This window comes from Citrobacter sp. Cf072 (genome assembly GCF_030334485.1).
Taxonomy (GTDB): Bacteria; Pseudomonadota; Gammaproteobacteria; order Enterobacterales; family Enterobacteriaceae; genus Citrobacter; species Citrobacter freundii.
Map to the genome: position 1 here is coordinate 160,500 of NZ_JAOWDX010000045.1, position 19,181 is coordinate 179,680.

Genomic DNA, 19,181 nt, shown 5'->3' on the forward strand with positions numbered 1-19,181 from the left:
CCATGCCGAACTCAGAAGTGAAACGCCGTAGCGCCGATGGTAGTGTGGGGTCTCCCCATGCGAGAGTAGGGAACTGCCAGACATCAAATAAAAGCAAAAGGCCATCCGAAAGGATGGCCTTTTTGCGTTTATACGCGGAAATAAGCCGGAACTGTATCCGGCATATGGCTTTAATGAATAACCTGCGATAAAAACGCACGAGTGCGTTCAGATTTGGGGTGAGCAAAAAACTCATCCGGTGGTGCCTGTTCCACAATCTCGCCAAGATCCATAAAGATCACCCGGTCAGCTACTGTGCGGGCAAAGCCCATTTCATGGGTTACACATAGCATGGTCATGCCCGATTGTGCCAGACCTATCATGGTATCCAGCACTTCTTTTACCATTTCAGGATCCAACGCTGATGTGGGTTCATCAAATAACATGATTTTGGGTTTCATACACAGCGAGCGTGCAATGGCCACGCGCTGTTGTTGTCCACCAGAGATTTGCCCGGGATATTTATGCGCATGTTCGGCAATGCGGACCCGCTCGAGGTAGTGCATTGCCAGTACTTCAGCCTCTTTTTTCGGCATCTTTTGCACCCAGATAGGCGCCAGTGTGCAGTTTTGTAGGACAGTTAAATGAGGAAAGAGATTAAAGTGCTGAAAGACCATGCCAACTTCTTGTCGGACGCGTTCAATATTGCGGATGTCTTCATTGAGTTCAATCCCATCCACCACAATGCGTCCTTGCTGATGCTCTTCCAGATGGTTAATACAGCGGATAGTTGTCGATTTACCCGAACCGGAAGGCCCGCATAATACGATGCGCTCTCCCTGTTTTACCTTCAGGTTGATGTTTTTCAGGACGTGAAACTGTCCGTACCATTTGTTGACGTTTTCCAGCGTAATCATCGCGTCGGTAGACGGCATTAATAATTGGCTCATAAATTCCTCAGTGCGGTGTACGCCCGGTGTTAAAACGTTTTTCCAGATGTTGGCTGTAACGCGACATACTGAAACAGAAGATCCAGTAAATCAGTGCAGCGAAAACATATCCTTCTGTCGACATACCCAGCCACGCAGGGTCCACAGTTGCTTGCTGCACGCTACTGAAGAGATCAAACAGACCGATGATAATGACCAGACTGGTATCCTTGAACAGGGCGATAATCGTGTTAACCAGGCCAGGGATAACCAGCTTGAGGGCTTGCGGAAGAATGACCAGCCCCTGAGTTTTCCAGTATCCTAACGCCAGTGATTCAGCGGCTTCATACTGACCTTTTGGTAGGGCTTGTAACCCTCCGCGAACCACTTCTGCGACATAGGCCGACTGGAAAAGAATAACGCCGACCAGGGCCCGGATAAGCTTGTCGATACTGGTTCCTTCGGACATAAACAGAGGAAGCATGACCGAGGACATAAACAGAACGGTAATCAACGGCACACCGCGCCAGAACTCAATGAAAATGACGGATAAAACCCGCACGACTGGCATATGGGAACGACGTCCCAGCGCCAGTAAAATGCCCCATGGAAGCGCGCCTGCAATCCCCACGGATGCGATAATTAGCGTCAGTGCTAATCCACCCCACTGCCGGGTTTCTACGCGCTCCAGCCCGAAAAAACCCCCGTACATCAGCCACCAAACCACCACTGGATAAACGACGGCCCAGACGGCGATATAGCGGCCACGATGCGGGATTGTTTTCAAGAACATGGGAACGATAGACAGTAAACCAATTATCAGGGCCAGATTTACACGCCAGCGCTGATCGTGGGGATAAAGTCCATACATGAATTGCCCAAAGCGTTCATGAATGAACACCCAGCAGGCTCCGGCTTTGGTGCAGTCTGCTCGGGTTGAACCGACCCAGTTGGCCTGAAAGAATACCCAGTTCAACAGTGGCGGAAGAAATGACCAAATCAGCCATATGCATAGTAGGGTGAGCAGGCTATTTGACCAACTGGAGAACAGGTTTTTACGCACCCAGAGTAGGCTGCGGCTTGCCGGATTACTGCGCTGGCGTGAGGGGTGAGACAGCAGGGCTTTTGTCATCATGGCTCCTTAGCGCTCAATCAGTGCAATACGGCGGTTATAAATATTCATCAGCAAAGAAATACTCAGACTAATGATCAGGTATACCGACATGGTGATGGCGATCGTTTCAATGGCTTGCCCTGTTTGATTGAGTACCGTGCCGGCAAACAGTGAAACCATGTCCGGATAGCCAATGGCGGCCGCAAGAGAAGAATTCTTGACGATATTCAGGTACTGGCTGGTCAGTGGGGGAATGATGACGCGTAGCGCCTGTGGGATGATTACCTGGCGTAGCGTCACCGGATTTGGCAGGCCCAGCGAGCGTGCGGCTTCATGTTGGCCATAAGGAACGGCCTGAATTCCCGCCCGAATAATTTCTGCAATAAATGCCGAGGTGTACACCGAAAGCGCCAGAGTCAGTGCCGCCAGTTCGGGAATAAGCACCATACCGCCACGGAAGTTAAAACCACGAAGCGCGGGAATATCCCAGTGAAGCGCAGCGCCAAACATCCACTGTGAAATCACCGGTAAAAGTACGACCAACGCCAGAGCCGTGGGCCAGGTCCGACGTAGCTGGCCGGTTTTGGTCTGATGCATTCTGTTGAAGCGAAATAATCCGATGGTGACGACGATAGCGATAACGACAGCGGTGCAAAAGGCAAAAAAACCTTCTCCCATTTGTGGGGCCGGTATATAGAGCCCCCGGTTACTCAGGAACATCAAATCCAGTGCGTTAACAGCCTGGCGTGGGCCGGGCAGGTTACGTAATACAGCGAAATACCAGAAGAAGATCTGCAGCAGCGGCGGTATATTGCGGAACGTTTCGATGTAGATCGTCGAGAGTTTTCGCAATAACCAGTTATCTGACAGGCGTGCCAGTCCGAGAAAGAAACCGAGAATTGATGCGAAAACAATACACAATGCAGAAACTAATAGTGTATTGAGCAGGCCGACCACAAAGACACGGCCATACGTATCGCCTTGCTCGTAATCAATCAGATGCTGGACAATACCAAATCCGGCACTGCGATCGAGAAAAGAAAACCCCGAGGTAATACCGCTATTGTTCAGGTTATTTATCGTGTTATGAATGAGATAGACCGCAATGCTGATAACCGCAATGACGGCGAGTATTTGAAATAACCAGGCGCGGACCGCAGGGTTAGAAAAGGATAACGATCCTTTTATGGTTGAGCGGCGATGGAACATAAGAAAACCTCAGTAACTATGACTCTGGGCTGAGCGCCGCAGTTGCGGCGCCCGTTACATCACTAAGCATTAGCGCACCGGTGGCGCATATTGGATGCCACCGTTATTCCAGAGGTTGTTCTGTCCACGTTTGATCTTCAGCGGACTTTCCGAGCCAACGTTACGTTCAAAGATCTCCGAATAGTTACCAACCTGCTTGATAATGTTGTAGGCCCATTTGTTATCAAGTTTCAGATCCTTGCCATAATCCCCTTCTTTACCCAACAGGTGAGCCATATCCGGAGTTGCTGGATTAGCTGCTTTTTCATCGACGTTTTTCGAGTTAACACCCATTTCTTCCGCATTCAACATGGCGAACAGCGTCCAGCGAACAATGGAGAACCACTCATCGTCCCCACGACGTACGACAGGTCCCAGTGGTTCTTTAGAAATAACTTCTGGCAGGACGATCCACTCCGCAGGATTGCTCAGCTTGATGCGTAGGGCATACAGCTGAGACTGGTCGGAAGCCAGCGTATCGCAACGTCCAGATTCCAGAGCTTTGGCTGATTCATCCGAGCGGTCAAAGGTGACGGGGGTGTACTTCATATTGTTGGCTTTAAAGTAGTCGGCCACGTTCAGTTCGGTATCGGTTCCCGCCTGAATACAGACCGTTGCGCCATCCAGCTCTTTAGCGCTCTTCAGACCTGCTTTATTGTGGGTAAGAAAACCAATGCCGTCATAATACGTTACGCCAGTGAAGGACATACCCATACCGGCATCACGAGAGGAGGTCCACGTGGTATTACGAGAGAGCATGTCGACTTCACCAGACTGTAATGCAGTAAAGCGTTCCTTGGCGGTGAGCGGGGTATATTTTACTTTGCTATCATCGCCAAATACGGCGGAGGCAACGCCACGACATACATCAACATCAATACCCGAGAACTTGCCGCTTGCATCGGCATAAGAAAAGCCAGGCAAGCCGTCGCTGATCCCACATTGCACAAACCCTTTTTTCTTTACGGCATCAAGTGTTGCGCCGGCATGCGCCTGATTTGCAACAGCAAGCAGCACGCCGGCCGCAGCCAGGCTGGCGATTATCATCTTTTTCATAGAGCATCCTGTGTGGAGGAATTATTGTTATGGAAACGTTCTGAAAACGTCTTTTACCTGTCTGTGGCTTTGGCCATACTCTTTTAAGCAAAGGTAGTGCCAGTTTTTTGCGCCTGATTATTCGACGCAATATGCAGAGTGTAGACAGGAAAAAATAAATGCAGCGCCCTGAAGTGGTGCAAAATTGAAACGTAAGCCACATTTCGGCGCAAAAAATTTAAAAATCAGACAGGACGCGTGATAACGATTTCTGGCGTTAATATTAATGGCGTGAAAATAATGAAAAGAAACTGTGGTGTAACGAAAAACAGAAAAAATGCTAATTTTAAATCGTGGATGTGTGAGGGAAATCTATAATAATTTTATTATATGTCAGTCGCTATTAAGCAACGTTTTGTCTTATATGTAGATTTTATGCTTAGTGCTCAAAGCGCGGTAATAACCGCGCTTTTGAGATGATTTATTTGGTCAGGGCGACAATCCCAAGTGTTAGTCCGGCAACTGCTGCAGCACCACCGGCGATGGCTCCGGCTGTTTCCCAGTTATCCTGGGTAGTGCCTTTCATACAGGTATTGGTATGAACCAGGCGCCCCTGATCGTCGTATACAGGTACGCAAGGAGAATCGTGTGCACAGCCAGCCAGGAATGCGGTAAGCAATGCAACGGATATTAATCTTTTCATGGTGTTACCTCAAAATAAGCGTTTCGCTAATTAAGCAAAGACAAACGCTAAGCCATCTGCGAACTCGGTGATTATTTTACCACTTCTTAAAAAAGGACTGACATGAGGAATAATCTCAATTCATGTGGATTGTAAAAATAATGGATAAAAAGAAAGGTCGTAAGCGAGTTTAGAGGGATAGTTTAAATGAAATAAATGGCTATCTTACTAATAAATAAAGAGGAGCATCGTAGGTAAAAAAGGCGTCCGTAGACGCCTTTATTTTACAAATTAATCGTTGTGCCGACTAAAACGCCGTCTCACGACAACAAAGAAGACGGGGACGAAGAAGATAGCCAACAATGTTGCGGTCAGCATTCCTCCCATAACACCTGTACCGACCGCATTCTGTGCACCACTACCTGCTCCGTGACTGATAACCAGAGGCATAACCCCCAGAATAAAGGCCAGGGATGTCATCAGGATAGGACGAAGACGCATACGTGATGCCTCCAGCGTCGCTTCAATCAACCCCTTGCCTTCTTTATCCATCAGGTCTTTGGCAAACTCGACGATCAGGATGGCGTTCTTAGCCGAGAGGCCGATAGTGGTTAGTAAGCCAACCTGGAAATACACATCGTTATTCATCCCGCGCAGTGATGCTGCTAACAATGCACCTACAACACCGAGCGGTACAACCAGCATCACCGAGAAAGGAATAGACCAGCTTTCATACAATGCGGCAAGGCAAAGGAATACTACGATTAACGAGATGGCATACAGCGCAGGCGCCTGGTTACCCGACAGCCTTTCCTGATAAGACATACCCGTCCAGTCATGACCAATACCATTCGGCAGTTTTTCCGCCAGACTTTCCATCAGCGCCATTGCTTCACCAGTGCTTCGCCCTGGTGCCGCTTCGCCCAGTATTTCCATGGATGGCATACCGTTGTAACGTTCCAGTCGCGGTGAACCATAAATCCAATGTGATGCACTGAACGCAGAGAACGGAACCATTTCGCCATTGGAGCTGCGGATATACAGATTATTGATGTCCGCTGGCAGCATGCGGTATTTTGCATCCCCCTGAACGTACACTTTTTTCACACGACCGCGGTCAATAAAGTCATTGACGTAATAGCCGCCCAGTGATGCGGAGATAGTTTCGTTGATATCCGACAGCGATACCCCCAGTGCCTGTGCTTTCTCCTGATCAACATCCAGCTTAAACTGCGGAGTATCTTCCAGTCCGTTAGGACGAACGCGAACCAACAGATCGGGGTGTTTAGCGACCATTCCCAGTAGTTGGTTACGCGCTTGCGTCAACGCAGTATGCCCCAGACCGCCCTGATCGATCAGCTCAAAATCGAAGCCGGTTGCGGTACCCAGTTCAACAATAGCGGGCATATTGAAGGGGAAGACTAACCCATCGCGGATCTGGCTGAACGTGCGTGTGGCGCGTGCAATGACCGCTTCAACACTATTTTCCTCGCCGCTACGTTCATTCCAGGGCTTGAGGCTAACGAATGCCAGACCTGAGTTTTGCCCCTGACCGCTGAAGCTAAAACCGTTAACCGTGAAGACGCTTTCGACGTTAGCTTTCTCATTGGTCAGGTAGTACTGAGTAACTTGATCCAGTACTTTCTGGGTGCGCTCTTGCGTAGCTCCTGCCGGAAGTTGAATCATTGTCATAAACACACCCTGATCCTCCTCTGGCAGGAAGGAGGTCGGCAGGCGCATAAACAGAACCGCCATTCCGATCACGATGATCAGATAGACGGCAAGGTAACGCCCTGTTTTACGCACAATACCGCTGACGCTATTGGTATAGTGATTGACGCTGTGATCGAATTTGGTATTAAACCAGCCAAAGAAACCGCTTTTTTTCTCGTGATGCTCAGCCGATACCGGCTTCAACAACGTTGCACAAAGCGCAGGAGTCAGGATCAGCGCTACCAGTACAGAAAGCGCCATGGCGGAAACGATGGTAATGGAGAACTGCCGATAGATAGCCCCAGTTGAACCGCCAAAGAAGGCCATCGGGATAAATACCGCAGACAGCACCATGGCAATACCAACCAGTGCTCCCTGTATTTGTGACATGGACTTTTCCGTCGCCTCTTTAGGCGGCAGATTATCTTCCATCATCACGCGTTCCACGTTTTCCACCACCACTATCGCATCATCGACCAATAGACCGATGGCGAGCACCATGCCGAACATCGTCAGGGTGTTTATCGAGTAGCCAAACGCGGCAAGTACGGCGAATGTGCCCAACAATACGACAGGGACAGCGATGGTTGGAATGAGCGTTGCCCGGATGTTTTGCAGGAACAAATACATGACCAGGAACACCAGCACGATCGCTTCAAACAGCGTTTTTACCACTTCATGAATGGAGATGGTCACAAACGGCGTCGTGTCGTACGGGTAGACCACCTTCATTCCCTGCGGGAAGAATGGTTGCAGTTCAACCAGCTTGGCTTTGATAGCGTTCGCGGTATCCAGCGCGTTTGCCCCGGTTGCCAGCTTGATCCCAAGGCCGGATGCAGGCTTACCGTTAATACGCGCCACGACGTTGTAGTTTTCCCCACCCAACTCGATACGCGCGACGTCTTTCAGGTGAACAACCGAACCATCGCTGTTCACGCGTAAAGTCACTTTCCCGAACTCTTCAGGGTCTTTCAGTCGCGTTTGCGCAATGATAGAGGCGTTCAACTGCTGGTTAGGTAATGCAGGCGTCCCCCCTAACTGACCTGCGGCAATCTGATCGTTCTGTACCTTCAACTGATTGATCACATCAACCGGCGTGAGCTGATATTTGTTCAATAAGTTTGCATCCAGCCAGATGCGCATGGCGTACTGTGCACCAAACAGCTGCACGTCACCCACGCCATTCAGACGGCTGATTGAGTCTTTAACGTTCGAAGCGACGTAGTCGGAAATGTCATCCTGTGTGGTTTGTGGGTTGTCAGAAACAAAACCCGCGACCATCAAAAAGCTGCTACTCGATTTCTCGACGCTGATCCCTTGCTGCTGAACTTCTTGCGGCAGTAACGGAGTGGCGAGCTGCAGTTTATTTTGCACCTGTACTTGCGCGATATCGGGATCGGTACCGGACTGGAAAGTCAGCGTAATAGTCACACTCCCGGCCGAGTCGCTGGTGGAGGACATATACATCAGGTTATCGATACCATTCATATTCTGTTCGATAACCTGTGTGACTGTATCCTGAACCGTCTGCGCATCTGCACCAGGATAGGTGGCAGAAATGGCGACCGCAGGAGGCGCAATGGTCGGGTACTGTGCCACGGGCAGTTGCATGATTGCCAGAGCACCCGCCATCATCAGAATGATAGCCAGTACCCAGGCAAAGATAGGACGCCTGATAAAAAAGTTAGCCATGTCCGGTTACCTTATTGGGCTTTCGTGGCAGGAGTTTCGGTATCGGCGGTTGCTTTAACCTGAACGCCTGGACGTGCTTTCTGTAAGCCGCTCACGATAACTTTGTCACCCGGTTGCAGGCCTTCGCTGATAAGCCATTTGTCGCCAATGGCTTGTGCAGCAACGACTGCGCGAGACTCAACCTGACTCTTGTCATTGACGACCATTACGGTGGCATCGCCGCGAGGCGTACGTGTTACCCCCTGCTGCGGAACGAGAATGGCATTTGGCTGAACACCTTCATCAATGCGTGCGCGCACAAACATGCCCGGCAACAGCGTATGCTCTGGGTTAGGGAACACGGCTCTGAGGGTGATTGAGCCGGTGCTTTCATCAACCGTCACATCAGAAAACTGCAAAGAGCCTTTTAGCGGGTATGACTGACCATTTTCCATCACCAGTTCGACCGTACTGCTGGTGCTGTCTTTATGCAGACTCCCTTGCTCAACAGACTGTTTGAGGCGCATAAAGTCGTTACTGGACTGTGTTACGTCGACGTAAATGGGATCGAGCTGTTGAACGGTAGCAAGCTCTGTAGCCTGGCCATTCGTGACTAATGCGCCTTCGGTGACGTTAGATTTACCGATGCGTCCGCTAATCGGCGATGTCACTTTTGTGTAGGCCAGATTGATACGCGCGCCTTCGACCGCCGCTTTTGCCGCGATCACGGAGGCATCGGCCTGACGAGCATCAGCAATTGCCTGATCGTACTCTTGCTGGCTGATGTACTTGGTGCCAACCAATGGCACATAGCGTTTTACCGTTAAATGCGCGATTGCAGCCGCCGCTTCACTCTTCGCCAGTTCACCTTTGGCGCTGTCATAGTCGGCCTGGTAAGTCGCGGGATCGATCTGATAAAGCGACTGTCCGGCTTCAATATCGCTTCCCTCAGTGAAATTTCGTTTAAGCACTATCCCGCTGACCTGGGGACGGACTTCTGCAATTCGGAATGCCGTTGTGCGCCCGGGTAATTCGGTCGTTACGGCTAAAGGAGCCTTTTCGACGACATGGACAATCACCTGCGGTTCTGCGGGATGAGCTTGTGTTTCTCCCTGATCGTTACAACCGGCGAGTAATGCAGCGGAGACGATGATGAATGAGGGCAGGAGTGAAAACCTGGCATTTTTCGTCATTTCAATTCCTTAAAAAACCGAACGCTCGTTATTAACCGGGTAACGCAGGGGCGATAACGCGCACAAGAGAAAATAATAGTTGGCTATCCTACAAATTATTAGCTTGCGATGTAAGTAATACTTATTTATGGGTGCGATTCACGGCACGTAAAAGCAAAAAGAGATTAATCGACTGCTGTTTCATTGTGGTGTTAATAGCAATGCTATGATGCGTATAAACACAAATTGAAATAAGTATTTGGTTTGTGAATATATTGATTGTTGGTATTTGTTTTGTTTATTCGTGTGCAAAGTCAGTAATAATATTTTTTAGGGCTCGTTTAAATAAATGCTAAGTGATACATTTATTGCGTTTAGCAAATATTAGATAAGAAAGTTAATCATTCTCTACCTTACCCTTACCTCAGACAGCTGAAACCATGGCCAGAAAAACGAAAGCTGATGCCCTCAAAACGCGGCAGCACCTGATAGAAACAGCGATTGTACAGTTTGCCGCACGTGGCGTAAGCAATACGACGCTAAACGACATTGCAGACGCCGCCAGCGTGACGCGGGGGGCGCTGTATTGGCATTTTGAAAACAAGACGCAATTGTTTAATGAACTATGGTTACAACAACCGCCATTGCGCGATCTTATTCAGGACCAGCTTATTGGCCGTTGGGGAGATAATCCTTTACAGCGACTGCGTGAAAAGTTAGTTGTGGGGTTGCAATATATTGCGCAGAATCCTCGCCAGCAGGCATTAATGCAAATTTTATATCATAAATGTGAATTCCATAACGATATGATATCGGAACAGGCTATTCGTGAAAAAATTGGTATCAATCATCTGGGTATGCGCATTGCCTTGCAAAAATGTATGGACGACGGACTTATCGCAACCAGCCTTGATTTAGACGTTATAATAATTATTCTTCATGGGAGTTTTAGTGGCATTGTTAAAAACTGGCTCATTAATCCAATGAGTTATGATCTTTATAAACAAGCGCCAGTATTAGTTGATAATGTATTAAAAATGTTAAGCCCAGATGGTAGCGTAAGGCAATTAGCGCAGAGTGAGAGTCAGGTGGGGTAGTTTTAGCCGCCAGGCCTGACGGCTGCTGAAGTGGGGTTTGTGGCGCTATTCGAGGTCGACGCAGTTGACCAGCTTAAGGGGATTCACTGAGTTCATATTCCGGCACTTATCGTGCTCTGTTGTCATCAGCTCTATCCATTGGATGAGCAGCGCATCAAAAAGAAAAACGAATACTGCAAAAACAACCAGCCACCAATACTTGCGAATCATTACCAAACCCTGTGTATTCATGCCCAAGCGTGCAGGGAATATACACGAAATCTGTAACCTGAAAAGCAGACTTACAATGCCTTTACTTTGTTGAAAGATCGCCGCTCTTTGCCGTCAATCGACTCTTTTTAGACAGGTTTTTTGTCTTACGTTTTTTCACCTTGGCAAGCTCAATTTCTGAAAAATGAGAACCGATACTCAGTCTTCTGAGCCCCATTTTTACGTATTCAACATTGATCTCAATCCCGACAAACTTGCGACCCAATTCCACGGCGGTGGCACCGGTGGTGAAGCTGCCGGCAAACGGATCCAGTACCCTGTCATCTGGGTTCGAGGATGCCAGAATTATACGCTCCAGGAGGGCTTTGGGTTTCTGGGTGGGGTGGTTTTCGTATTCGTCCATCAGATAGCGAACGCGTGGGAACTCCCAGACATTTCCCGGCACTTTTTTCTGATTGTATGGCTGCGGTGGATTTTTTCTGTAGTCTATTAGCGCGCGTTGAGCCCCGGTTTTGGCTTCAACCAGAATATCGTCACGATTAAATGTGTAGTTTTTCTGATCTTTTACCATCATCAGGATCGGTTCATACATCGAACCAAAGTAATTTTTGGCCTGTACCCCTGAGCTATCGTATGACCACACGATACGGCTCTTGATAGTAAAGAGCTGGCGGCATTTGAGGTCAATATACGGCATGTTCTCCGTACTGTTCATGATGTACATGGTGCCGTGCGGTTTGAGAATGCGATGGCACTCGTCAATGCACTCAAACAGCCACGCCAGAAAAGCCTCTTCATCCCAGGACTCCACCATCCCGTCAAAATCTTTACCGATGTTATAAGGTGGATCGGCAAAAATGAGATCGACGCTTTCAGAAGACAGCTTTTTCAGTTCGGTCAGTGCATCACCCAGGATTATCTTTTTAGATTCATCGCCAAAATAGACAGGTTCACATCTTGCGTTCATCGCCAAAGCCTCCCGTGTGAAGTTAATAAAAAAGGCGCTTCCCCATGCCGAGTAGCGCCTTTTAAAACAAACATTTAACTGATTAGTATCAGTTCATGCCGTATTTTTTTAGTTTTTTACGCAGCGTACCACGGTTGATGCCCATCATCAGGGCAGCACGGGTCTGGTTACCGCGGGTGTATTGCATCACCATGTCCAACAGGGGCTGTTCTACTTCAGCCAGTACCAGCTCATAGAGATCGTTAACATCCTGACCATTCAATTGAGCAAAATAGTTCTTCAGTGCCTGTTTAACCGAGTCACGCAGGGGCTTTTGAGTTACCTGGTCCTGAGAGTTAACGGTAGAAACGGTCAGTACGTCAGAATTTACGCGTTGTTCGAACATAGTTCTGTCAGCTCTTTATTTCTGTTTACGCAAAATTTTCGAAGTATGCCTCCAACGCCGCCAGCTGTTCGCTGGAATCTTCAATGGCGTTGAATGTGCGCCGAAACTGGTCATCCGGAGCGTGTTCCTGGAGATACCAGGATACGTGTTTACGCGCAATTCGGTACCCTTTTGCCTGACCATAAAAGTCGTGCAGTTCCCGAACGTGCGCACAAAGCAAGCGCTTCACCTCTGCCAGAGGCAGCGGGGGCAGCAGCTCCCCAGTGTCCAGATAATGCTGGATTTCCCGAAAGATCCAGGGTCTTCCCTGAGCTGCACGTCCTATCATCAGGGCATCCGCCCCCGTATAGTTGAGTACAGCTCTGGCTTTATGCGGGTCAGTAATGTCGCCATTCGCGATAATCGGAATGGAAACTTTCTGCTTAACTGCCCGAATACTGTCGTACTCAGCATCTCCATTGAACAAACAGGCGCGGGTGCGTCCATGAATGGTCAGAGCCTGAATGCCACAATCTTCAGCCAGTTGGGCAATCTCTACGCAGTTACGGTGTTCCGGAGCCCAGCCGGTGCGAATCTTGAGTGTGACAGGAACGTCCACTGCATTGACGACCTCGGTTAGTATCGACTTCACTAAATCCGGGTACTGCAAGAGGGCTGAACCTGCGAGCTTACGATTCACTTTTTTAGCCGGACACCCCATATTGATATCAATAATCTGGGCGCCGCTTTCCACGTTAATACGTGCGGCATCGGCCATCTCAACAGGGTCGCTACCGGCAATTTGCACCGTGCGAATTCCTGGCTCATCAACGTGCACCATCCGTAAACGAGACTTGTCACTTTCCCAAACCTGCGGGTTAGAAGACATCATCTCGGATACCGTCAATCCTGCTCCCATCTCATAGCACAGCGTCCTGAATGGTCTGTCAGTGATGCCAGCCATAGGTGCTGCGATCAGGCGATTTCTGAGCTGGTATTGTCCGATGCGCATGAGTTAAGAAATGACCATACTGTGACTGCAAGGCGGCGTATATTACGCATTTTTCGCACGAGATGAAAGGCCAAACTTTGACCAATCCACTGAGGTGGATCAATGAATTGCCGTAAATGTGAACGTATGAAAATATTTAATCATATAAATCATTGCATTATAAAGATGTGTCTATTTTATATACACATATAATTTTGCGTAACTTCTCATTTTTTCTTCAGCTGCAGAAGGTACTGACAAGATATTCTGCTGAATTAATCAGCAAATCACCTCGCCATTGTGTGATCGCTACCTCATTTTAGTACAGGATCTCGTTATCCCCAGAATAGCTTTCCGTAATCTTGCGTTCATTCAACGGCTGCAGCGGGCGATTGTTTGCACGCCCAACAATGTAGTGAAATTTATCCAGCTGTTCGGTTGAAAGAGCAACAGGCGTTTTCAGGACAGCCCAAGTGACGCCTTCGCTGCAGGGAGGCGTTGTTAACGAACCACGGTAGCGCCAGTAGGTTTTATTGTCGGGTAAAAGCTGATTGATATTAACTGGTGAGAAGATGGGCATACTGCTGTCTTCCATGGCTGGAAAGGACTCCCACAAATTTTGAATCGCCTGGTTCGGTTCGCCGACGTCAAACATAACCGCCACGATAGCGATGTCTCCGGATTGATTTTTGTGGAGCAGCTGCAGCTCCAGCGGATAGGTTTTACCGTTGAGGGCATGTTCACTCGGGGCGTGGAATTCAAATTGTTTTAAATAATAAAGCGTTTCATCAATTTCAATGGAATTAGATGTATAGCTACTCATCGTTGCCTGCAACGTATGGTTAATGCTCCGAAATCTAGTTGGGCCATCGACGTACTGCATGTTGAGCGCGGGAAGACCGAGTTTACTGGTTGTGGTGGTCTGGATGTCTATGGGGGATTGGTTTATGCCTGTCTGGCACGTTGCATACGCTTTGCTGATTTCTCCCCACCGTGCGGGGCCATTTTCTTCGGTATATCCCCATGGTACGGCCAGCGTGGTCAGTGGCATCAGGCATGCTGCCAGCAAAGTTGTTGTAAAACAGTTGAAACGCATACGTTTACTCAATGAAAATCAATATAAAAAATAACAAAATCAATTGATTATTATATCGCTGAGGAAAGTGTCGGTATGCTGGTCTATTGTCTGAAAATGGCGTGGTCAGATAACCACGCCGGAAGGGATTATTTTTTCTGGCCGGTAATGCGACACCACTCTTCTTTCTCAATAACCGGATCGAGCGTAAAGAGATCGGCATAGGCTTCACAGACGCTTTCCGCCTGGCTGGCAAGAATACCAGAAAGCCCCAGCAAACCGCCTTCTACGGGCAGTACGCTGATTAACGGAGCCAGTTCACGTAATGGGCCAGCAAGGATGTTGGCGACCACCACGTCGGCTTTCATCGCCTCTGGCTGGTCTTTCGGCAGATAAAGCTCCAGACGCTCAGAAACACCATTACGCTGGGCGTTATCACGGCTGGCCTGAATCGCTTGCGGATCGATATCCACGCCAATGGCTTTCGCCGCACCCAGTTTCAGTGCCGCAATGGCAAGAATGCCGGAGCCGCAGCCAAAGTCGATAACCGTTTTACCGTTAAGATCAAGACCGTCCAGCCATTGCAGGCACAGAGAGGTGGTGGGGTGCGTGCCTGTACCAAACGCCAGACCCGGGTCCAGCATCACGTTGACAGCATTCTCATCCGGGACATCGCGCCAGCTCGGGCAAATCCACAGACGTTCGCCAAAGCGCATTGGGTGGAAGTTATCCATCCATTCGCGTTCCCAGTCTTTGTCTTCGAGCTGTTCGATTTTATGCACGAAGCCTTCACCCAGCAGCGGATGCTGTTCCAGGATGGCAACAACTTCTTTCATGTCGGTTTCTGCATCGAACAAGCCGATAACGTCGGTATCACCCCACAGGCGAGTCTCGCCCGGCAGAGGTTCAAATACCGGCGTATCATGCGTATCCTGGAAAGTAATGGAAACGGAGCCCGCTTCCATCAGCGCATCGCTCAACTCTTCAGCGTTGGCACCGGTCGTGTTCAGTTTCAGTTGGATCCATGGCATGGCAAAACTCTTTATTTATCAGTAGTCAATATGGCGACTTGCGGGACGGCGGAACCGAAACGGTTGCCGATCAGGAAAGCCAGCAAGCTTATCAGTAACGAGGGCACGATCGGATGGAAGCCCAGGAACTGAACGTTAAAGGTGGCGAGTAAAGCATAAAGCACGCCGCCGACAATCATCGCGCTCAATGCGCCTGACGCGTTTGCCCGCTCCCAGTAGAGGCCCAGCACCAGCGGCCACAGGAAGACGGCTTCCAGCCCGCCAAACGCCAGCAGATTCAGCCAGATAATCATCTCTGGTGGTTTCCAGGCGGCCAGCAACAGTAACGCGCCCAGCAATAGGGTAATCACTGCTGACATGCGCTTCAGCCGGGTTTCATTTTTAAGCTGTTCCGGACGAAGGTTCAGGTACAGATCCTTAATGATCGTAGCGGAACTTTGCAGCAATTGGGCATTGATCGTCGACATGATCGCGGCCATGGGAGCCGCAAGGAAGATCCCGGCAGCGATCGGCGGCAAGACTTTGACCATCAGCGTAGGGATAACCAGGTCTGGTACCGTCAGGTCAGGGATTACCGCCCGTCCCAGAGCACCCGCCAGATGCATACCAAACATCAGGATCGCCACCACTATGGTGCCGATGATAATGCCGCGGTGTACCGCTTTACTGTCTTTATAAGAGATGCAGCGTACCGCCGTATGCGGCAGGCCAATTACGCCAAAACACACCAATACCCAAAATGAGGTCATAAACGTGGGTGACAAAATGTCATCAGCGCCCTGCGGCGAGACCAGTTTAGGATCGATAGTCTGCAGGGTTACCACCGCATTGCTAAGGCCACCGGCAGCATGGACGACGCCGACCAGCAAAACGATAGTTCCAATCAGCATCACCATACCCTGCATGGTATCGTTCAGTACACTGGCGCGAAATCCGCCGAACGCCGTATACAATGCGATACTGACGCCAAAAATCAGCAATCCAGTTTCGTAAGGAATGCCCGCTGCGGTTTCAAGCAGACGTGCGCCGCCAATAAACTGTACGGTCATTGCTCCGACAAACGCGACCAGCAGGCTGAGACTCGCCAGCCACACCAGCAGGCGGCTCTGGTAGCGCGCAAACAGCATATCGTTGAGGGTAACAGCATTATAACGACGCGCCAGAATCGCGAATTTCTTACCAAGAATCCCCAATGAGAGCCAGACGGCAGGCAACTGGATCATCGCCAGCAGCACCCATCCCAGTCCGTATTTGTAAGCAGCGCCAGGACCGCCAATAAACGAGCTGGCGCTAATGTAGGTTGCCGTTAGCGTCATCGCTAACACGACCCCGCCCATGGAACGGCTGCCAAGGAAATATTCATTCAGGAAGGTACCGGTCACTCTCTTACGCATGGCGTAAACAGAAAGACCGAAGACCACCAGAAGATAGGCGACCAGCGGTAAAATAACTTCAAGCTGCATCGTCATCCTCCAACGAAATGTCGCGATAGATAAACTTCACCATCGCCCAGCACAGCACGATGAAAACCAGCGGCGTTAGCAGGCAGGCCATTTCGAACCAGTGCGGTAAGCCGGTAAAACCCAGCGTTGAATCAGGTAAGTAAGCGGTCACTAACCATGTAACCAGATATAAAAGGGTTAGCCACAGCGCCCAGCGCGCCTCTTTATGGGCCTGAACAAAACGAGCGTCCATTTTTTGTCCCTTGTGGATAAAGAAAGCGGGGATTGTACCTTATGGCACGTGCGGGAGGGGAGAAAAACAAAAGGCCGGAATTTCCGGCCTTTTTGGTTAACGCACGCTTACTTTTCCTGAAGTCCGAGTTTTTTCTCCAGATAGTGGATATTGGTTCCACCGTGCTGGAAGTGCTCGTCATTCATGATACGGATCTGCAGGTCAACGTTGGTTTTGATACCGTCGATGATCAGTTCCTGCAAGGCGTTTTTCATACGGGCGATAGCGACGTCGCGGTTTTCGCCATAGCAGATCAGCTTACCGATCATTGAGTCATAGTACGGAGGTACGGTGTAGCCTGCGTAAATATGAGACTCCCAACGCACACCAAAACCACCCGGCGCGTGGAAACGCGTGATTTTACCCGGGCTTGGCAGGAAGGTGTTCGGGTCTTCGGCATTGATACGGCATTCTACCGCATGGCCTTTAACCACAACTTCGTCCTGCTTGATGGACAGCGGTTGACCCGCTGCGATGCGCAGTTGCTCTTTGATCAGGTCAACGCCGGTGATCATTTCGGTTACCGGGTGTTCAACCTGAATACGGGTGTTCATCTCAATGAAGTAGAACTCGCCGTTTTCGAACAGGAACTCGAAAGTACCCGCCCCGCGATAGCCGATATCAACACAGGCTTTGGCGCAACGCTCGCCGATGTAGCGACGCAGTTCCGGAGTAATGCCCGGTGCAGGTGCTTCTTCGACAACTTTCTGGTGACGACGCTGCATGGAGCAGTCACGCTCTGCCAGATAAATTGCGTTACCCTGACCGTCTGCCAGCACCTGAATCTCAATGTGGCGTGGGTTTTCCAGGTACTTCTCCATGTAAACCATGTCGTTGTTGAAAGCCGCTTTCGCTTCCGCTTTGGTCATGGAGATGGATTGTGCCAGTTCGGCATCGCTGCGCACGACGCGCATACCGCGACCGCCGCCGCCGCCGGAGGCTTTGATGATAACCGGATAACCGATGCGTTTAGCATGAGCGCGGTTAGCGTCCATGTCATCACCCAGCGGGCCGTCAGAGCCTGGGACTGTTGGTACACCTGCTTTCTTCATCGCGGTGATTGCGGACACTTTGTCACCCATCAGGCGGATGGTGTCGGCTTTCGGGCCGATGAAGATAAAGCCGGAACGTTCTACCTGTTCAGCAAAGTTGGCGTTCTCAGAGAGGAAGCCATAACCCGGGTGAATTGCCACCGCGCCAGTGATTTCAGCAGCGCTAATGATAGCCGGGATGTTCAGATAGCTTTTTACGGATGCTGCCGGGCCAATACAGACCGTCTCATCCGCCAGCAATACGTGTTTTAAATCGCGATCCGCGCTTGAATGCACCGCGACAGTCTTGATGCCCAGTTCTTTACAGGCACGAAGAATACGCAAGGCAATCTCGCCGCGGTTGGCGATAACAATTTTATCCAACATGTTCGCCTCGTTATTCGATGACGACCAGCGGCTCGTCAAATTCTACCGGTTGACCGCTTTCTACCAGAATCGCTTTAACTACGCCGGATTTGTCGGCTTCGATCTGGTTCATCATTTTCATGGCTTCAACGATGCACAGGGTATCGCCCGCATTCACTTTCTGGCCGATTTCGATGAACGCTTTCGCATCCGGGCTCGGGGTGCGGTAGAACGTACCAACCATTGGGGAGCGTACGATGTGACCACTGATTTCCGCTGCTGCCGGAGCTTCCATACTTGGAGAGGCAGTTTGTGCGACAGCGTTAGACAGAGCTGGCTGCTGCATCACTGGTGCAGCATAAGCCTGTTGCATCATCGGAAAACTTGCAGCTGGCGCTGCACGGCTGATGCGTACAGATTCTTCGCCTTCAGAAATTTCCAGTTCGGAGATGCCTGATTCTTCAACCAGCTCGATCAGTTTTTTAATCTTACGAATATCCATGAGTGGGTTCCGTACTCTTTGTTTAGTGAGATTGTGACAAGCGTTTTACCGCCGTCTGTATAGCATTTTTATAACAGTGAGTGACAAGATGCCACGCATCTCAGGCGCTGCACTGGGTGCTGCTGCCATTAAATGAGATTGCCAGACTTGTTAGTCATTGTGCGGCTATCTTCTGCCATTTTCGGGTAAAAGACAAAATATACCTTCAATATGCGATTGTCACCCTTTCAGCGCTTTAAAAACGCTACCGGGGATAGCAAAGTCGCACAT

General features: G+C 49.8%; 18 protein-coding genes. 1 reads left to right on the forward strand and 17 read right to left on the reverse strand.

All coding sequences use genetic code 11. From position 1 onward, the window contains the following. Positions 1-170 precede the first annotated feature (170 nt). From OGX66_RS13100 to OGX66_RS13130, 7 genes are all read right to left on the reverse strand, one after another. Complete coding sequence (locus OGX66_RS13100) at positions 171-929, reverse strand: amino acid ABC transporter ATP-binding protein (RefSeq protein WP_003025300.1); 759 nt, start codon at positions 927-929, stop codon at positions 171-173. A 7-nt stretch (positions 930-936) separates the two neighbouring features. Then, on the reverse strand, positions 937-2,040 hold the full coding sequence (locus tag OGX66_RS13105; protein WP_086529795.1) for an amino acid ABC transporter permease: 1,104 nt from the start codon (positions 2,038-2,040) through the stop codon (positions 937-939). A 9-nt stretch (positions 2,041-2,049) separates the two neighbouring features. Continuing rightward, positions 2,050-3,231 carry an amino acid ABC transporter permease gene (locus OGX66_RS13110; protein ID WP_032938248.1) on the reverse strand — a complete coding sequence of 394 codons (1,182 nt, stop codon included), beginning with the start codon at positions 3,229-3,231 and terminating at the stop codon, positions 2,050-2,052. 69 nt (positions 3,232-3,300) lie between these two features. Beyond that, positions 3,301-4,326, reverse strand: a complete 1,026-nt coding sequence (locus OGX66_RS13115; protein ID WP_003025295.1) for an amino acid ABC transporter substrate-binding protein — start codon at positions 4,324-4,326, stop codon at positions 3,301-3,303. 460 nt (positions 4,327-4,786) lie between these two features. Continuing rightward, complete coding sequence (locus tag OGX66_RS13120; protein WP_003025292.1) at positions 4,787-5,008, reverse strand: lipoprotein; 222 nt, start codon at positions 5,006-5,008, stop codon at positions 4,787-4,789. Between the two features lie 270 nt (positions 5,009-5,278). Next, a complete protein-coding gene (locus OGX66_RS13125; RefSeq protein WP_270933411.1) occupies positions 5,279-8,392 on the reverse strand; it encodes an efflux RND transporter permease subunit in 3,114 nt (1,037 codons plus the stop codon). A gap of 11 nt (positions 8,393-8,403) precedes the next feature. Beyond that, positions 8,404-9,564 carry an efflux RND transporter periplasmic adaptor subunit gene (locus tag OGX66_RS13130; RefSeq protein WP_088903009.1) on the reverse strand — a complete coding sequence of 387 codons (1,161 nt, stop codon included), beginning with the start codon at positions 9,562-9,564 and terminating at the stop codon, positions 8,404-8,406. Between the two features lie 419 nt (positions 9,565-9,983). Here OGX66_RS13130 and envR point away from each other — a divergent pair, with 419 nt between their 5' ends. After that, positions 9,984-10,640, forward strand: a complete 657-nt coding sequence (envR, locus tag OGX66_RS13135) for an acrEF/envCD operon transcriptional regulator (RefSeq protein ID WP_003025283.1) — start codon at positions 9,984-9,986, stop codon at positions 10,638-10,640. Between the two features lie 45 nt (positions 10,641-10,685). Here envR and OGX66_RS13140 read toward each other — a convergent pair whose 3' ends face one another. From OGX66_RS13140 to accB, 10 genes are all read right to left on the reverse strand, one after another. Beyond that, on the reverse strand, positions 10,686-10,850 hold the full coding sequence (locus tag OGX66_RS13140) for a DUF2556 family protein (RefSeq protein WP_003025279.1): 165 nt from the start codon (positions 10,848-10,850) through the stop codon (positions 10,686-10,688). An 82-nt stretch (positions 10,851-10,932) separates the two neighbouring features. Further along, complete coding sequence (gene yhdJ / locus OGX66_RS13145) at positions 10,933-11,817, reverse strand: adenine-specific DNA-methyltransferase (protein WP_003839873.1); 885 nt, start codon at positions 11,815-11,817, stop codon at positions 10,933-10,935. A gap of 88 nt (positions 11,818-11,905) precedes the next feature. Further along, a complete protein-coding gene (gene fis / locus OGX66_RS13150) occupies positions 11,906-12,202 on the reverse strand; it encodes a DNA-binding transcriptional regulator Fis (protein ID WP_000462905.1) in 297 nt (98 codons plus the stop codon). A 25-nt stretch (positions 12,203-12,227) separates the two neighbouring features. Then, positions 12,228-13,193 (reverse strand): tRNA dihydrouridine synthase DusB, encoded by a 966-nt coding sequence (gene dusB / locus OGX66_RS13155; protein ID WP_057102187.1) that lies wholly within the window; start codon positions 13,191-13,193, stop codon positions 12,228-12,230. 298 nt (positions 13,194-13,491) lie between these two features. Continuing rightward, positions 13,492-14,268 (reverse strand): carbonic anhydrase, encoded by a 777-nt coding sequence (locus OGX66_RS13160; protein WP_270933394.1) that lies wholly within the window; start codon positions 14,266-14,268, stop codon positions 13,492-13,494. A gap of 128 nt (positions 14,269-14,396) precedes the next feature. Continuing rightward, on the reverse strand, positions 14,397-15,278 hold the full coding sequence (gene prmA / locus OGX66_RS13165; RefSeq protein ID WP_003839878.1) for a 50S ribosomal protein L11 methyltransferase: 882 nt from the start codon (positions 15,276-15,278) through the stop codon (positions 14,397-14,399). A gap of 11 nt (positions 15,279-15,289) precedes the next feature. Next, entirely contained in the window at positions 15,290-16,741 is a 1,452-nt protein-coding gene (panF, locus tag OGX66_RS13170; protein WP_003839880.1) for a sodium/pantothenate symporter, read from the reverse strand. Beyond that, positions 16,731-16,973: a YhdT family protein gene (locus tag OGX66_RS13175; RefSeq protein ID WP_003025216.1), complete on the reverse strand. Its 243-nt coding sequence runs from the start codon at positions 16,971-16,973 to the stop codon at positions 16,731-16,733. The genes panF and OGX66_RS13175 overlap by 11 nt, the downstream gene beginning before the upstream one ends. A 107-nt stretch (positions 16,974-17,080) precedes the next feature. Then, positions 17,081-18,430, reverse strand: a complete 1,350-nt coding sequence (accC, locus tag OGX66_RS13180; RefSeq protein WP_003025213.1) for an acetyl-CoA carboxylase biotin carboxylase subunit — start codon at positions 18,428-18,430, stop codon at positions 17,081-17,083. Positions 18,431-18,440: 10 nt separating this feature from the next. Further along, the gene (accB, locus tag OGX66_RS13185; RefSeq protein WP_003025210.1) at positions 18,441-18,911 is read right to left on the reverse strand and encodes an acetyl-CoA carboxylase biotin carboxyl carrier protein; all 471 of its coding nucleotides are present in this window, start codon (positions 18,909-18,911) and stop codon (positions 18,441-18,443) included. Positions 18,912-19,181: the final 270 nt, after the last annotated feature.

Bases quoted from the DNA above. Each gene is read 5' to 3' on its own strand.
- OGX66_RS13140 (WP_003025279.1), bottom strand. From the start codon at position 10,850: ATGATTCGCAAGTATTGGTGGCTGGTTGTTTTTGCAGTATTCGTTTTT.
- OGX66_RS13125 (WP_270933411.1), bottom strand. From the start codon at position 8,392: ATGGCTAACTTTTTTATCAGGCGTCCTATCTTTGCCTGGGTACTGGCT.
- OGX66_RS13175 (WP_003025216.1), bottom strand. From the start codon at position 16,973: ATGGACGCTCGTTTTGTTCAGGCCCATAAAGAGGCGCGCTGGGCGCTG.
- prmA (WP_003839878.1), bottom strand. From the start codon at position 15,278: ATGCCATGGATCCAACTGAAACTGAACACGACCGGTGCCAACGCTGAA.
- envR (WP_003025283.1), top strand. From the start codon at position 9,984: ATGGCCAGAAAAACGAAAGCTGATGCCCTCAAAACGCGGCAGCACCTG.
- panF (WP_003839880.1), bottom strand. From the start codon at position 16,741: ATGCAGCTTGAAGTTATTTTACCGCTGGTCGCCTATCTTCTGGTGGTC.
- OGX66_RS13100 (WP_003025300.1), bottom strand. From the start codon at position 929: ATGAGCCAATTATTAATGCCGTCTACCGACGCGATGATTACGCTGGAA.
- OGX66_RS13105 (WP_086529795.1), bottom strand. From the start codon at position 2,040: ATGACAAAAGCCCTGCTGTCTCACCCCTCACGCCAGCGCAGTAATCCG.
- OGX66_RS13110 (WP_032938248.1), bottom strand. From the start codon at position 3,231: ATGTTCCATCGCCGCTCAACCATAAAAGGATCGTTATCCTTTTCTAAC.
- yhdJ (WP_003839873.1), bottom strand. From the start codon at position 11,817: ATGAACGCAAGATGTGAACCTGTCTATTTTGGCGATGAATCTAAAAAG.
- dusB (WP_057102187.1), bottom strand. From the start codon at position 13,193: ATGCGCATCGGACAATACCAGCTCAGAAATCGCCTGATCGCAGCACCT.
- fis (WP_000462905.1), bottom strand. From the start codon at position 12,202: ATGTTCGAACAACGCGTAAATTCTGACGTACTGACCGTTTCTACCGTT.
- OGX66_RS13160 (WP_270933394.1), bottom strand. From the start codon at position 14,268: ATGCGTTTCAACTGTTTTACAACAACTTTGCTGGCAGCATGCCTGATG.
- accC (WP_003025213.1), bottom strand. From the start codon at position 18,430: ATGTTGGATAAAATTGTTATCGCCAACCGCGGCGAGATTGCCTTGCGT.
- OGX66_RS13120 (WP_003025292.1), bottom strand. From the start codon at position 5,008: ATGAAAAGATTAATATCCGTTGCATTGCTTACCGCATTCCTGGCTGGC.
- OGX66_RS13115 (WP_003025295.1), bottom strand. From the start codon at position 4,326: ATGAAAAAGATGATAATCGCCAGCCTGGCTGCGGCCGGCGTGCTGCTT.
- OGX66_RS13130 (WP_088903009.1), bottom strand. From the start codon at position 9,564: ATGACGAAAAATGCCAGGTTTTCACTCCTGCCCTCATTCATCATCGTC.
- accB (WP_003025210.1), bottom strand. From the start codon at position 18,911: ATGGATATTCGTAAGATTAAAAAACTGATCGAGCTGGTTGAAGAATCA.